Raw genomic sequence first — 14036 nt, 5'->3', positions numbered from 1 at the left:
GATCAGGCAGCGTCCTCGTACGTCGTCGCCTTGACCGTCACGAGCGTGCGGAAGTTGGCCTCGACCTCGGCCTTCTCCCTGGCGTTCGGGTTGGGGTTCTTGCACGACGTGCCGGCGCTGGCACCGGACATCAGGTCGGTGCACAGCCCCGTCCTGCGGTCGGGCAGACCGAGCAGGTGGCCGAACTCGTGCGACGAGATGCGCACGGTGTCGTGGCCCTCGTTGACCGCCTGGCGGCCCATGACCCACCGGCCGCGACCGAGGCTGGTCACGTAGGCGCGGGGCCACTGGTTGTCCACGCTGACGGTGACGTTCGCCGCGCCGGTCACCTTCCGGAACTGCACGTTCACCACGCTGGCGTTCCAGATCTGGGCGCCCTTGTCGATCGCCGCCTGGAACTCGCCGGTGTTGCTCGAGTTGTAGGTGACGATGCGGGGCGCGGCCTCCGCGGTGCCGATGAGGCCGACCGAGAGGCCGACGACACTGGCCGCCACGGCAATTGTTTTGCGCAGGGACACAGGAATCTCCTCGCAATGCAGGGTAATTGCACCCCGACTGTATCGCCGAGGCGTTGGCGCACAAGAAGAGTCAAGTGTGAAGCGGCGCTGACACGATCAAGTGCGTTCGTAGGTGATCGCCACGCCCACGCACGCCGACCTGCGGCGCGGTGAGCGGAAACGCCCCCTACCACCGGACTTCCCGGTCTTTTCCGCCTCGACCGGGCCGCCGCCGAACGGGCGGATAACTGTTCACACGCGGTTCGCCCTGATGGACCGGAAGGCCGAACGCGGAAGGGCCGGTGCCGAAGTCGGCACCGGCCCCGATTTCCGCGGGAGCGGAGTTCTAGGCGAACGAAGGCTGGCGCAGCGCGTGCTCCACCAACGCGATGAGGATCTGCTTCGTCGACTGACGGTTCCTCGCATCGCAGGGGATTACCGGCACCGACGACGAGATCGTCAGCGCGTCGCGGATCTCCTCGGCCCGGTGGTGCATCAGCCCGTCGAAGCAGTTCACCGCGATCACGTACGGCAGGTCGCGGTCCTCGAAGAAGTCGATGGGCGCGAACGCGTCGTCGATGCGGCGGGTGTCGACCATGACCACGGCGCCGATCGCGCCGCGGACGAGGTCGTCCCACATGAACCAGAACCGGTGCTGCCCGGGCGTGCCGAACAGGTACAGGATGAGGTCCCTGTCCAGCGACACCCGGCCGAAGTCCATGGCCACCGTGGTGGTCACCTTGTCCGGCACGGCGGACAGGTCGTCGATCCCGACCGACGCCTGGGTCATCACGGCCTCGGTGGTCAACGGGGTGATCTCGGAGACCGAACCGACGAAGGTCGTCTTGCCGACGCCGAAACCGCCCGCGACGACGATCTTCGCCGACGTCACGTCCAGGTCGGCCCCAGGTGACCCCGGACGGCCCGGAGCACCGTTGCTCATGGGGAACTTCTTTCTACTTTGGACACTCAGGCCCGCATGGACACGTGCAGCTGGGCGCGGATCTCCGGCGTCAGCTGCAGACCGACGCGCTCCACCAGGCGGGTCATCGCGTAGCCGATGAGCCCGATGTCGCAGTTGGGGGCGGCGAGCACGGCGAGGCACGACCCGTCGCTGATGGACATCAGGAAGAGGTAGCCCCGCTCCATCTCGACGACGGTCTGCTTGACGTCGCCTGCCTCGAAGCAGCGCGCCGCGCCGAGGTTCAACGAGACCAGGCCGGAGGCCACGGCGGCGAGCTGCTCCGCGCGGTCGTGCGGCAGGCGCTCGGACGAGGCGAGCAGCAGGCCGTCGGCGGAGACGACGATCGCGTGCGCGACACCGGCGACCCTGCTGACGAAGTCCTCGACCAGCCAGCTGAAGTTGTCCAGTTCCTCAGTCGCGGTGGTCACTGGCGTTCCCTTTCTGCGATCACGGGGATGCCTCCGACGGCCGAGTCGAAGAGCGACTCCCGGCCCATCTGGACACCCTTCTGGTACGTGGCGAACCGCTGACGCAGCCGGTCCGCGGACCGGCCGGGGACGGCTGCGGCGGTGGCGAGCTGGGGTGCGGGCGACGACGGCTTGGGCAGCGATCCGGGGACCAGGCGCGCCTTGGGGACGCGCTTGGGCAGACCGTTCTCCGTCGTCTGCGCGGGTGCGCCCTTGTCCAGCGCTCCCGCGGCCTTCCAGCCTTCGTCCGACGCTCCCCAGTCGGACTCGGCGAAGTCGGCGACCGCACGCGGCACCGCCGTTGGTGCCTCGATCTTCACGGTGTCCGCCGAACGCTGCCGCTTGGGCAGGCCGTTCACGGTGGCGGGCTCCGGTTCCTCGTCCTCGGTTCGTCCCGGCGTCGCCGGCGGAACGTCCTTCGCAGGGGGTTCGGGGGCCGCGGGGGTCTGGAACCACCGCGACAGCTCGTCGTGCGAGATCTCCGGTTCGTCCACGATCGCCGGGAAGATCTCGGTGGCCGGCTCGGACGGGCGCTCGACCGGCGGTTCGTAGGTGTAACCGTCCTCGGCGGCCTCTTCGGTCGCCTCGATCCGCGCGGTGAACAGGCCGTCCGCGGACGTCTGCTCGATGCGGTGCCGCCCGGAGTTCTCCTCGGCGGTGGCAGGCCCCGACACGACGACCGGGTGCTCGGGGGTCCACTTCGGCACACCCGACAAGCCTTCACCGGTCGACTCGACTCCGGCCGCAGGCGGGGCGGAGGCGGCCGGCAGCGGCAGGGCGGGAGCCGATCCCTTGTGCAGCAACGAGGCCGGCAGGACCACCTGGGCGGTGACACCGCCCTCTATGTCGTCGTTGTTCGCGAGCGTGACGCGGATGTCGTGGCGCTTGGCGAGCTGGCCGACCACGTAGAGGCCCATCTCGCGGGCCACGGAGACGTCGACCTCCGGCGGCTCGGCGAGCTTCGCGTTGAACTCGACGACGTCGTTCTCCTGCATGCCGACACCGCGGTCGTGGATGCGGATGGCGACCTCGCCCTTGCGGGTCTCTATCGTCCGCACCGTGACCTTGGTGGTCGGCTTGGAGAACGCCGTGGCGTTGTCGAGCAGCTCGGCCACGAGGTGCGCGAGGTCGTTGACCACGCGGCCCTGCACCATCAGCTCCGGCGTCGGGGCGATCTGGACGCGCGCGTACTTCTCCACCTCGGACACCGCGGCGCCGAGCACCTCGGCGATCGCGACGGGACGGGTGACGCGGCGGTTGACCGTCGTGCCGGAGAGCACCAGCAGGTTCTCGCTGTTGCGGCGCATCTGCGTCGCGAGGTGGTCGAGCTCGAACAGCGACGCCAGGTGGTCGGGGTCCTGCTCGTCCTGCTCGAGCCGGTCGATCACGCTGATCTGCCGCTCCACCAACGCCTGGGAGCGCCGCGACAGGTTGATGAACATGTCGTTGACGTTCGCGCGCAGGGCCACCTGCTCGACGGCGAGGCGGACCGCTTCGCGCTGCACCAGGTCGAACGCACGCGCGACCTGACCGACCTCTTCGGTCGTGTTGAGCGGCACGGGGACGATCGCCTCTTCCGCGGCCCGTTCGGGGTCGCGGTGCGAACGGATTCGCTTGATCGCCTCGGGCAGCTGGTTGCGGGCCACGTCCAGCGCGCTGCGGCGCAGGATGCGCAGCGGCCGCAGCATCGACTGGGCGACCATGGCCATGAGGCCGAAGGCGATCAGCAGCGAGATCGCGACCAGCGCGGCGTCGCGCCAGGCGTCGGAACGCGCCTGACCGGCCAGCCTCGTGGCGGTGGCGTCGGCCTGGCCCTCGAGGTCGGCCGAGACCTCGCGGAGCAGGTTCGCCGTGTCCTGACCGATCTTGAGCACCTCGGCGTCGGTGATGGACACCGGCCTGCGCTCGAAGTCCTGCGCGAGCGCGAGCTTGACGAGCCGGTTGCGACCGTCCACCGACGAACCGGACACGACGTCCTGGAACTTCTGCCGGTTGACCGCCGACGCGACGTCGTTGAACTCGGCGAACGCGGCGTCCAAACGGGACTGCGCGGCCCGCAGCTCGTCCGCGGCACCGGGGGCGAACGCCCGGCGCAGCGCGGTGGACGTCAGGATCGAGTTCTGCTGGCCCAGCTGCTCCTGCGCGCTGTAGAGCGCCAGCGCGGCCGTCGCCAGCGGAACGATCTCCGGCTCGCTGAGGCTGGAGATCGCGGCGCGGTGCACCTGCGTCAGCGACGCGATGATCTGGTTGTACGCGCTGATCACCGCGACGTCGGGGTACTTGGTGCTCAGCAACGTCACGCGCAAGCTCGCCAGTCCGTCGATGGACTGCAACGACTTGGTGAAAGCTTCCTGCAAGGGCGCGCTCAAGGCCGTGGCCGTCGCGCCCGAATCCCGGTACTTGCCCAGTTCCGTGTCCGTGAGACCGGTACGGGCGGCGTGCTCGGGGCACGCGTTCTGCCTGCCTGCGGCAACACACTGCACGGCCCAGTCGCGCTCGACCTGGAGCGCGTTCTCCACCCTCGCGGCCTGGTGGCTCACGGCGAGCTCGCGCTGGACGTTGCCGAAGAGTTCGACGTCGTCGAGCTGGGTGTTCAGCCTCAGGCCCGCGAGAGTCGCGGTGCTCAGGGCCGGAACTAGCAACACCACTGCGAGCTTGCTCCGCAACCGCCAGTTGCGTAGGCGGAACCGGTCGATGCCTCGCTGGTCCTCACGACCGCGCACCGTCAACACTCCCCGCCCCGTTTAATAGCAGCAAACCTGGTGGATCTTGGAGTAAAACACGCTGTTCTCATACCGCCGTTCGGACGACAAAACAGCTGGTTCGAGAATCGGCAACTTTGCAGAGGGCGGCTAAACGGCCCCTGAGCGATAATTCATCTGGAGGAAACGAGGAGCGCGGGTGGCCGTGATCACGGCTCGATTCACGGACACCCGCGCCGTTCGTCAACTGCCGGAGGGCTGGATGAGCATCGGCTTGACGTCGAGCTCCTTGTCCAGCATCCCGTAGCGCTGCATCAACTGGACGACGCGCTGCAGACGCGTCGCGTCGAGCGTGGTCGGGAAGGCGCCGAAGTGGACGAGACCCGCGGTTTCCTTGTCGACCTTGGCGTACTCGACGAGCAGCGGCTCGACCGTGGGGCGGTCGGTCGCGGCGGCCTGGCCCTTGGCCATCGCGCGCTGGAAGGCGGCGACGGTCTTCGGGTTCTCCTTGGCGAAGGCGCCGGTGGTCGCGTAACCCGCGATCGGGATGTTGTCGGTCGGGCCGGACGCGGCGTCCAGCACCTTGATCTGACCGGCGGCCCGCTGTGCGCGGGTGATGAACGGCTCGACCATGAAGGCCGCGTCGACGGTCTTGTTCTGGACCGCGGCCTGCATGTCCGGGAACGGCATTTCCTTGAACTTGACCGAGTTCACGTCCACGTTCGCGGCCTCGAGCGTGGCCTTCGCGGTGAGCTCCGCGATATTCCTGAACGTGTTGATCGCGATGGTCTTGCCGGCGAGGTCGGCAGGACTCTTGATGGCCGAGTCACCGTTGGCCAAGATCAGGAACATGTCGGGTTTGGCCTGGTAGCCGTCCGAGATGAGCTTGATCCCGTCGACCTGCTTGGCGGTGGCCTTCGACTCGGCGGCGAAGAACGAGACCCAGTTGCCGAACGTGAAGTCCAGCTCCTTGCTGACGAGACCCGGGATGGCCGCCGCGCCACCCTGGATGACCTTCAGGTCGACCTCGAGCCCCTCGGCCTTGAAGAAGCCCTGCTTGATCGCGACGTGGACGGAGGCCACGTCCAGAATCGGCAGGACACCCAGGGTGATCTTGGCCTTCTCGACCGGGCCGCCGCTGTTCGCGTCGGCCGGGGGCGCCTGCTCTTTGCCGCCGAGCGCACCACAGCTCGCCACGGTGGCGAGCAGCGTGGCAAGGGCGATGCCACGGATGGCCATACGGCGGACTCTTCGAGTCATCGGGAGCACTCTCCTGTCGGAGCGGTGTCGTCGTTGCGGGGGAATGATCGCGACGGTCAACCACTCAGAGTAGTGATGCTGCTCCAAAAGACCCCAGTTGACCGACACGAGCAGGTTCCAGTCCACTACCTGCGGTGAGCATCTAAGCACAGCAGGTCTAGGGCTAGGAGAACCCCAGTTGAAGCGCGCTGTGACCGTTGTCGGCGCCGGGCCGGCCGGTCTGACCTTGGCAAACTTGATCCAGCAGTCAGGTATCGACTGCGTCGTCCTCGAAAAGGCCAGTCGCACCCATGTGGAAACCCGGCCACGCGCGGGAGTCCTGGAGCACCGCTCCGTGACCATGTTGGAGTCACTCGGTCTGGCAGATCGTTTGCTGATGGAAGCAGACCGTCACGGAACGTGTGAATTCCGCGTGAGCGGACAGGTGTTTCAGGTGTCGTACAGCGACCTGTACGGCGGCCGCGAACACTACGTCTACCCCCAGCAGGAAGTGGTCAAGGACCTCATCGGAGGATTCCTGGCCGCCGGGGGTGACATCCGGTTCTCGGTCAGCGACGTGGAGTTGCGGGATCTGACGTCTTCTACGCCGTCAGTGGCCTTCACCAGCGCGGACGGGTCGCGGGAGACCATCACGAGCGACTTCGTGGCCGGATGTGACGGATTTCATGGTGTAAGCCGACCATCCATTCCCGAGGGGGTGCTGACGGAATTCACGCACCAACACGGGATCGAGTGGCTGGCCATTCTCGCGGAGGCCCCTCCGTCGACTAAAGCCATCATTTACGCGCTGCACGAGGACGGTTTCGCCGGGCACATGCTGCGGTCACCCTCGGTGTCCCGCTTCTATTTGCAGGTACCGGTCGGGACAAAGGCCGGGGATTGGTCCGACGAACAGGTCTGGGAAGCACTGCACAAACGATTCGCACTGCACGACTCGTCGTGGACGCTGACCGAGGGGAAGATCATCGAGAAACGCGTTCTCGACATGCGCAGCCACGTGGTGGAACCGATGTCCTACGGCCGGCTGTACCTGCTGGGTGACGCAGCACACATCATCACCCCCGTCGGCGCCAAGGGCATGAACCTCGCCATGAACGACGCCGCAACCTTCGGACGTGCGCTTGTCGACTACTACGGCACCGGATCCGAGACCGGGCTCAAGACCTACTCGGAGGACTGCCTGCGCCGGGTGTGGCGTGCGCAGGAATTTTCCCAGTGGATGGTGAACATGATCCACACCGACGTCAGCTCGCCGTTCTTCGGACGGTTGGCGCAGGCACGGCTGGAGCACCTGGCCGAGTCCCCCGCCTACCGCGCCACCTTCGCGGAGAACTACGTCGGCCCCTGAGGACTCAAAACAGCCCTGTGGGGTGAAATCCCCACCCCCCTAACGGGTGACACCGCACCCCCTAGGGACCTCGCAAGGTCACGATCTGGGGCCAACTCCCGATGCCGGGGGATGTCGTTCATCCATACGGTTCAGCACGACATCCCCCGATTCACCTTCAGGAGCTTGACTTCCATGGGCACCCAGCAGACGCTGCACGACTTCACCCTCACCCTGCTCGGCGACCTGGACGCCCGCGAGGCGTTCCAGCTCGACCCCGAGGGCTGCCTCGAGGCTGCCGGTCTGGGCGACATCTCCCCCGTGGACGTGCAGGAGATCCTGCCCCTGGTGCTCGACAGCGCGTCCGTCGTGAAGGTCGACGCCATCGACAAGGTCCTGGTGGAGGCGGGCGACCTGACCGCCGTCGACAGCCTGAAGCTGATCACGGACAACGTCGTGGACGTCGCCGGCGTGGCCGACGTCGCCTCCCCCGCCGCGATCACCGCGCTGGTCACGGACTTCGGCGGCATCGGTGACGTCACCGGCACGCTCGACGTGCTGCACACCGAGAACGTCCTCGCCACCGTCACGGACGTCGCCGGCGACAACGCCGTCGTCTCCAAGGTGACCGACGTGGCCGACGTCCACGGCGTGTCCGACGTCCTGGTGAAGGACCTCGACACCGACGTGCTCGTGAAGGACCTCGACGCCGATGTGCTGGCGAAGGACGTCGTCGACACCGACGTGCTGGTCAAGGACGTCATCGGTTCGGCGGACCTCGACGTCAAGGACGTCGTCGACGTGACCGGCAACCTCACCGGCAACGTGGTCCAGGACGTCGCGCAGGTCGGCGACGTGCACACCGACCTCGGCCAGGTCATCGGGGACGTCAAGCTCGGCGACATCGACCTGCTCGACGGCGGCGTCGGCAACGGCGACCTGAACATCCACCTCTGAGCAGGAGAACTCGACCCGCCCGGCCCTCGTCCAGGCGGGTCAAGGGGAACGCACGGCGGCCGCTCAGCGCTCTGCCCCCGAGCGCGGACGTCCGTCTCCCCGCACGGTGCCCACACCCTCCAGTTGGCACTGAGAAGGCAGCTGAGCCCCGGGCCGCGGCGGCCCGGGGCTCAGCTGCTCCCGCCTGCCCCGCCGCTCTTGCGGCGCGTTTCGCACGGCTTGCGTCAGACGTTGCGGAAGAGCGCTCTCACACCGCGCTCCACAGCCGCGCGGACGCGCAGCAGGTCCACCGGCATCCCTTGTACCGCACCGTCGTCGACCGCACGCCACACGTCCGCGGGATCCAGTCCGTCCGGCAGGTCCAGGTACCAGGCGAACCCGCGCGGCCGTGGCGGCGCACCGGCGTCCACGAGGTAGGAGTTGACGAACGTGTCGACGAGGTCTTGGTCCGGGTGCACCGGCGCGGGCGTGCGCACGACGCGCCGCGGACCGGCCACCCACGCGAGCAGGAGTTGGTACCCGTTGTCCGGCAAGGCGAGCATGCGCCTCTCCCCGAGCAGCACCACCCGCGTGTCCGGAGCACCGTCCCGCGAGAGCTCGACGGGCTCCGCGTCGACGACGAGGAAGAGGTTCCAGCCGCTCACGGGGCAAGTGTTCCAGGGCCCGGACGCGGCTGCGCCCCGGACCGCGGCGGTCCGGGGCGCAGCTGTCACGAAACGACCGTCAGGACGAGACGGTCTCGCTCAGCGACTCGCGTTCGGCGGCCGCCCACTTCTCGACGTCCATCGACGGCTTGCCGACGTTCAGCAGCCGCGCCACCTTCGACCGCAGCGCCACGAAGGCCTCGTCGGTCCGCGTCGTCACCTGGTCGCGCTCGGCGGGCAGCGGCACGTCCAGGTCGGCCACCAGCCGGGCGGGAGAGCCCGACAGCACGAGGATCCGGTCACCCAGGTACACCGACTCGTCGATGTCGTGCGTGACCACGAGAACGGTCGTGTCGTGCTCGCGGCGAACGCGCAGCAACAGGTCTTCCAGCTCGAACCGGGTCTGCGCGTCCACGGACGCGAAGGGCTCGTCCATCAACAGCAACGCGGGCCGGTACGCCAGCGCGCGGGCGATCGCCACACGCTGTTGCATACCACCGGAAAGCTGCCACGGACGCTTGCGCGCCGCCGCCCCCAGCCCGACCCACTCCAGCGCCTCGGCGGCCCGCGCACGCCGCTCGGCGCGCGGGAGCTTCCGCAGCGGGAACTCCACGTTGCCCTGCACCGAGAGCCACGGGAACAGCGACCGCGAGTAGTCCTGGAACACGACGGCGAGGTGCGAGCCCTTCAGGGACACGTCACCGCGCGAAGGTGCGATGAGTCCGGAGATCGTGCGCAGCAGTGTGGACTTGCCGCACCCGGAAGGTCCGACCACGCACACCAGCTCGCCGGCGCGCACGGTGAACGTGAGGCCACCGATGGCCTCGTAGTCGCCGTAGGTGTGGCCTAGGTCGGCCACCTCAAGCATGTTGCTCATCCCGACTCCTCGGTTGCCACGCCAACGCTCTGCGTTCCACCGCGAGAAGCGCGGTGTTGAGTCCGTAGCCGAGCACGCCCAACAGGACGATCCCGGCCCACATGCGCGTGTAGTCGAACTCGCGCTGTGCCTGCATGAGTTGTGAGCCGATGCCGTTGTCCGTTCCGACGAGCTCGGAGATGACCATCAGCACCAGCGAGAGCGAGAGCGACACCCGCAGTCCCGCGAAGATCTTCGGTGAGGCCGCGGGCAGCACCACCCCGAGAACCCACTGGTGGCGGGGGATCCGGAAGACCGCGGAAGTGTCCACTTTGGTCACGTCGACGGAACGGGCGCCGTCGACCGTGTTGAGCAGCACCGGCCAGATGACGCCGAAGACGATCGTCGCGAGCTGCATCGACGTTCCCGCCTGGAACAGCAGCAGGAACACCGGCACGAGCGCGGGCGGCGGGATCGAGCGCAGGAACACGAGCAACGGGCCCGCGTACTCCATCGCCCGGTCCGACCGGCCGAGCAGCATGCCCAGCGCGATGCCGACCACCGAGGCGATCGCCCAGCCGGACAGCAGCCGGGTGACCGACGGCAGGATGTGCTCGGTGACGTTCCGCGGCTCGAGCACCCACCAGTCCCAGGCCGCCGTCACGATGTCGGACGGCGGCGGGAAGAACGGGTCCTCGGCGAGCGTGCCCAGGACCTGCCACACGACGACGAGACCGGCGAACACGGTCCACCGCTGGAAGAATCTGCTCACCAGGCCACCCAACGCCGGCGGACGCGCTCGAGACCGCTGTTCAGCAGGACGCCGATCGCACCGGCGACCACGGTGCCGACCAGCACCTGGTCCATCCGGCCGGGTCCGCTGCGGGCCTCCATGATGAAGTAGCCGAGGCCGATCTGACTGCCCGCCATGAGCTCGACGCTCACCATCACGATCAGCGCCGTGGTCGCCGCCAGCCGGATTCCGGTGAGGACGAACGGCAACGCGCTCGGCAGGGCCACGCGGAACAGCACGCCCACGCGTCCGGTGCCGAAGACCCGGGACGTCTCGACCAGCAACGGGTCGAGTTCGTCGAGCGCGTAGATGGTGTTGAACAGGATCGGCCACAGTGCCGCGTAGACGGCCAGCGTGATCTTGGTTTCGGGCCCGAAACCGAGCACCACCAGCGCGAGCGGAATCAGTGCCACAGAAGGGATCGGGCGCAGGAACTCGACGATGGCGCGCGTCGCGTGACGAACGGCCGGAACGGACCCGAGCACGAGTCCACTCGGCACCGCGATGGCGATGGCGATCCCGATGGCGATCAGGACGGCCAGGACCGTTGCCACGACATGACTGATGAAATCGGGAGAGGTCAGCTGCACGACGAGCTCACCGAACACGACGGACGGTGGCGGGAGCGCGTGTGCAGGGATGAGGGGAGAGCGTCCTAAGAGCTCCCAGAGAGCGAGGAACCCGGCGATGCCTAGGAGTCCCCTTGTGAACGCACGCACTCGGTCACCCTAGAGAGTGGATCTCTGCTTCACAATGCGTGTTTGCTCAACTGCGGGTTGTTTCCCGTACATCACGGCGGTCAGCACACTTCGACGCGCTCCACTTCGCCGAAGCTCTTCACCCATTCGGAGTCCGTGAGCCGGGCGCCGTCTTTTTCACACATCCTCTTGATGATGGCGCCGGCGTCGAGCTCGTACGGCAGCAGCTCGGGATCGCGGCCCCCGCTGCGGACGAGGAAGTCGTCGTGCTGCGCCCGGTGGACCGCCCGCGTCGAGTTGCCGTGCCCGACGACGTACACGAGCCGGTCCGGGGAGCGGTCGGACGCGTAGAGCCGCTGGACCTCGAAGACGTTGTCCCGCACGACGGCCACTCGATCTTCGGAGGCGAACGTGACGCGGGCACCGGAGCGCAGCGTGGTCTCGAGCCGCGCGCGCAGCACCGGTGTGCCGCTCGGCACCCGCTGCCACACCTCGACGATCGACTCGGGCGAGTGCTCGACGGCGAGCCACCGGCCGTCGCCGCTGTAGGTGATGCTGCGGACGTAGACGTTCTGCGACAACGCCGGAGAAGCGGGCTCGTAGGTGCCGCCGATGTGCCAGAACTCGATCTTCGTGGTGCCGGCGTCCGAGTCCCAGGTGCCGGTCGCGAGCTCGCGGCCGTCGTGGCTCAGCGCGACCGTCTCGGGGTTGCGCACCGGCATCGGCAGCCTGCGGGGAAACCGGGGGTCGCTCAGGTCGTAGAGCTCCGCGTGCTCGGTCTCGTCCGGTGTCGGGAGGCCGGCGTCGCCCGCGCCGCCCACCTTGCCGACGATGCGCGAGCCGTCCGGGCTGAGGTCGAGCGTGCGGAACCGGTCGGGCAGCGCCGAGAGGTGGGTGATGTCGCCCGCGTCGCTGACGGCCCAGAGGTGTTCCTGGCCGGTGTGGTCCTTCGTGACGGCACGGCGTTCGGCGAGCTCGACGACCCGGTGGCGGTCGGCGAACCTCTTGCCAGGCACCGCCTCGTCCTCGTCGAGGCTCCACATCCGGTCGGTGCCGTCCGCGTCGGTGACCGCGGCCATGTCCCCGCGCGGCGCGACCACGACGTCCGCGTCGTCCTTCGGCGTGCCGGTGAACGGGATGCCGCGCGTCACCGCGTTCGCGAGCCGCAGCACCTTCTCGGCCTCCGGCGACGGACTCACCCGGTAGCCGACCAGCGCGTACTTGTCCGCGTACGGCCGGCGTTGCTCCATCAGCGCCTCGGACGCCGAGATCGCCTTGCCGCCCAGCTCCCGGCCGGCCAGCTCGGTGATCTTGCGTTCGTTCGAGAGGGCGTACACGACCGTTCCGGGCACCAGCGCGATCAACACCGCCACGACCGCTATCAACGCCGTCGAGCGGCGCGTCTCGCGCCGGGCGCTGATGTCGACGAACCGGCGCTCCTGCACCGTCAGGAACTCGCCGAGCTCCTTGGCCTTGCGCAGCCGCACGCCCCGGTACAGCGCCAGCGGGTCGCGGTCGCTCGCCTCCCACAGCTCCACCGCCGTGACGAGCTGCTGGTGCGTGCGGAGGTTCTCGCCTTCCTCGTCGATCCACGCGGCCAGCCGCGGCCAGCGCAGCGAGGCGTCGTGGGTGAGCTCGGCGCCGTCCTCGGTGAGCGTGACGAGCCTGGCCTTCGCGAGCCGGTCGAGCAGGTCCGCGTCGACGTCGAGCGGTCTGGGTGCCCGGCGTCGCGCGATCCCGTCGCGCCGCACGGAGACCAGCCGCAGGAAGACCTGCCGTGCCGCCGCCCGGTCCTGCTCGCCGAGGCCGGCGAAGAACGTCTCCGCGGCGCGCGCCACGGCGTGCTCGGCACCGCCGGACTCCTCGAACCCGGCGAGCGACAGCGTCATGCCGCGTTTGCGCCGCCACGTCTCGGCGAGCGCCTGCTGCACCAGCGGCAGCGAGTGCTGGTTCGCGGCGTCGGCGACCAGGCGCGCGACCACCGCCGTCTCGACGGTCGCGCCGATCCCGGCGGCGGGCTCGGTGATCGCGCGGCGCAGCTGGTCCGCGCTCATCGGCTCGACGGTGATCTCGGCGGCGTCCCCGCCCGCGCCGAGCTCGTGCCAGCGCTGCCGGTGGTCGGCGCGCACCGCGAGGACGACGTGCGGGCAGCGGGTGACGGCGGCGGTGAAGTCGTCCGCGCCGAACGCCTTCTCGGCGTCGTCGACGAGGAGCACGAGGCCCGGGCGGTGCTGCCGCAGCCGCAGGCGCAGGTGGTCGGGGTCCTGCCGGATCTCCTCCGCGAGCACGTCCGCCGTCGTGGTCGCGAAGAGGCCGGCCAGCGCGGCAGCCAGGTCCTCGACCGGGTTCTCCCCCGGCGTGACCACGACGGCGTCGTCCAGGGCGGGCAGCAGCGACGTCCGGCCCGAACCGGAGGCGCCGAAGACGACGGTCAGCGGCCTCACCCGGACCGACTCGACGATCTGCTCGACGAGGAACTCACGTCCGAAGTAGTGCTTCGCGTCGTTCTCGGTGAACGGCTCGATGCCGGGGTACGGGGAGTTCGGGTGCAACGGCTGGGCGTGTTCGGCGGCCAGCTCACGCCAGCGCTTGGTCCACGGCGCGGGATCAGCCTCGCAGGCCCGTACGAAGGCGAGCGTCAGCGCGAGCGAGGGCAGCTTGCGGCCCCCGGCCGCGTCGGACAACGCGGTCGGCGAGTAGTTCGCCCGCCGAGCCAGCTCGCGGTAGCTCGGTTTGCCTGCCTGGTCGCGCAGTCGACGCAGGTCACCGGCGAACCGCAGCAGCGCGGTGTCCTCCGGACCCAGCGGTCGTTCCCCTCGTGGCATGCCGCCTCCTGGCCGGATTGTCCACCAGAGGTTCGCCCGCCGTCTA

The 14036-nt window shown here is 68.8% G+C and carries 12 protein-coding genes; 2 read left to right on the top strand and 10 right to left on the bottom strand.

The genetic code is table 11. The features are described from left to right. Positions 1-2: 2 nt before the first annotated feature. The 5 genes from BLQ91_RS27505 to BLQ91_RS27485 all read right to left on the bottom strand — a co-directional run bounded on the left by BLQ91_RS27505 (position 3) and on the right by BLQ91_RS27485 (position 5869). Positions 3-518, bottom strand: a complete 516-nt coding sequence (locus BLQ91_RS27505; protein WP_090101261.1) for a snapalysin family zinc-dependent metalloprotease — start codon at positions 516-518, stop codon at positions 3-5. 325 nt (positions 519-843) lie between these two features. After that, positions 844-1440 carry a GTP-binding protein gene (locus BLQ91_RS27500; protein ID WP_090101259.1) on the bottom strand — a complete coding sequence of 199 codons (597 nt, stop codon included), beginning with the start codon at positions 1438-1440 and terminating at the stop codon, positions 844-846. A gap of 26 nt (positions 1441-1466) precedes the next feature. Then, positions 1467-1889, bottom strand: coding sequence for a roadblock/LC7 domain-containing protein (locus BLQ91_RS27495; protein ID WP_090101257.1), 423 nt, complete (start codon positions 1887-1889; stop codon positions 1467-1469). After that, positions 1886-4573: a nitrate- and nitrite sensing domain-containing protein gene (locus BLQ91_RS27490; protein ID WP_245733838.1), complete on the bottom strand. Its 2688-nt coding sequence runs from the start codon at positions 4571-4573 to the stop codon at positions 1886-1888. The genes BLQ91_RS27495 and BLQ91_RS27490 overlap by 4 nt, the downstream gene beginning before the upstream one ends. Positions 4574-4873: 300 nt before the next feature. Continuing rightward, complete coding sequence (locus BLQ91_RS27485; RefSeq protein ID WP_245733837.1) at positions 4874-5869, bottom strand: ABC transporter substrate-binding protein; 996 nt, start codon at positions 5867-5869, stop codon at positions 4874-4876. A gap of 199 nt (positions 5870-6068) precedes the next feature. Between BLQ91_RS27485 and BLQ91_RS27480 the strand changes: the two genes are divergently transcribed. Next, positions 6069-7238, top strand: coding sequence for a 4-hydroxybenzoate 3-monooxygenase (locus BLQ91_RS27480; RefSeq protein WP_090101251.1), 1170 nt, complete (start codon positions 6069-6071; stop codon positions 7236-7238). A 174-nt stretch (positions 7239-7412) separates the two neighbouring features. Further along, positions 7413-8174 (top strand): IniB N-terminal domain-containing protein, encoded by a 762-nt coding sequence (locus BLQ91_RS27475; protein ID WP_090101249.1) that lies wholly within the window; start codon positions 7413-7415, stop codon positions 8172-8174. A 224-nt stretch (positions 8175-8398) separates the two neighbouring features. Here BLQ91_RS27475 and BLQ91_RS27470 read toward each other — a convergent pair whose 3' ends face one another. From BLQ91_RS27470 to BLQ91_RS27450, 5 genes are all read right to left on the bottom strand, one after another. Beyond that, positions 8399-8818, bottom strand: a complete 420-nt coding sequence (locus tag BLQ91_RS27470; protein ID WP_090101247.1) for a DUF5956 family protein — start codon at positions 8816-8818, stop codon at positions 8399-8401. A 79-nt stretch (positions 8819-8897) separates the two neighbouring features. Next, on the bottom strand, positions 8898-9695 hold the full coding sequence (locus tag BLQ91_RS27465; RefSeq protein WP_090101245.1) for an ABC transporter ATP-binding protein: 798 nt from the start codon (positions 9693-9695) through the stop codon (positions 8898-8900). Continuing rightward, positions 9679-10446: an ABC transporter permease gene (locus tag BLQ91_RS27460; protein WP_090101590.1), complete on the bottom strand. Its 768-nt coding sequence runs from the start codon at positions 10444-10446 to the stop codon at positions 9679-9681. The genes BLQ91_RS27465 and BLQ91_RS27460 overlap by 17 nt, the downstream gene beginning before the upstream one ends. After that, a complete protein-coding gene (locus BLQ91_RS27455) occupies positions 10443-11186 on the bottom strand; it encodes an ABC transporter permease (RefSeq protein ID WP_090101243.1) in 744 nt (247 codons plus the stop codon). Before BLQ91_RS27455 ends, BLQ91_RS27460 begins: the two co-directional genes overlap by 4 nt. Positions 11187-11266: 80 nt before the next feature. Beyond that, positions 11267-13990 (bottom strand): nSTAND1 domain-containing NTPase, encoded by a 2724-nt coding sequence (locus BLQ91_RS27450; RefSeq protein ID WP_090101241.1) that lies wholly within the window; start codon positions 13988-13990, stop codon positions 11267-11269. Between the last annotated feature and the right edge of the window lie 46 nt (positions 13991-14036).

It is taken from the genome of Lentzea jiangxiensis (assembly GCF_900104175.1).
Lineage (GTDB): Bacteria > Actinomycetota > Actinomycetes > Mycobacteriales > Pseudonocardiaceae > Lentzea > Lentzea jiangxiensis.
Note: the sequence above shows the minus strand (reverse complement) of the source record. Positions and strands in the feature narration are given on the sequence as shown.

Coding starts and splice junctions, on each gene's coding strand:
- BLQ91_RS27500 (WP_090101259.1), bottom strand. CDS start 1,440: ATGAGCAACGGTGCTCCGGGCCGTCCGGGGTCACCTGGGGCCGACCTG.
- BLQ91_RS27485 (WP_245733837.1), bottom strand. CDS start 5,869: ATGGCCATCCGTGGCATCGCCCTTGCCACGCTGCTCGCCACCGTGGCG.
- BLQ91_RS27475 (WP_090101249.1), top strand. CDS start 7,413: ATGGGCACCCAGCAGACGCTGCACGACTTCACCCTCACCCTGCTCGGC.
- BLQ91_RS27465 (WP_090101245.1), bottom strand. CDS start 9,695: ATGAGCAACATGCTTGAGGTGGCCGACCTAGGCCACACCTACGGCGAC.
- BLQ91_RS27450 (WP_090101241.1), bottom strand. CDS start 13,990: ATGCCACGAGGGGAACGACCGCTGGGTCCGGAGGACACCGCGCTGCTG.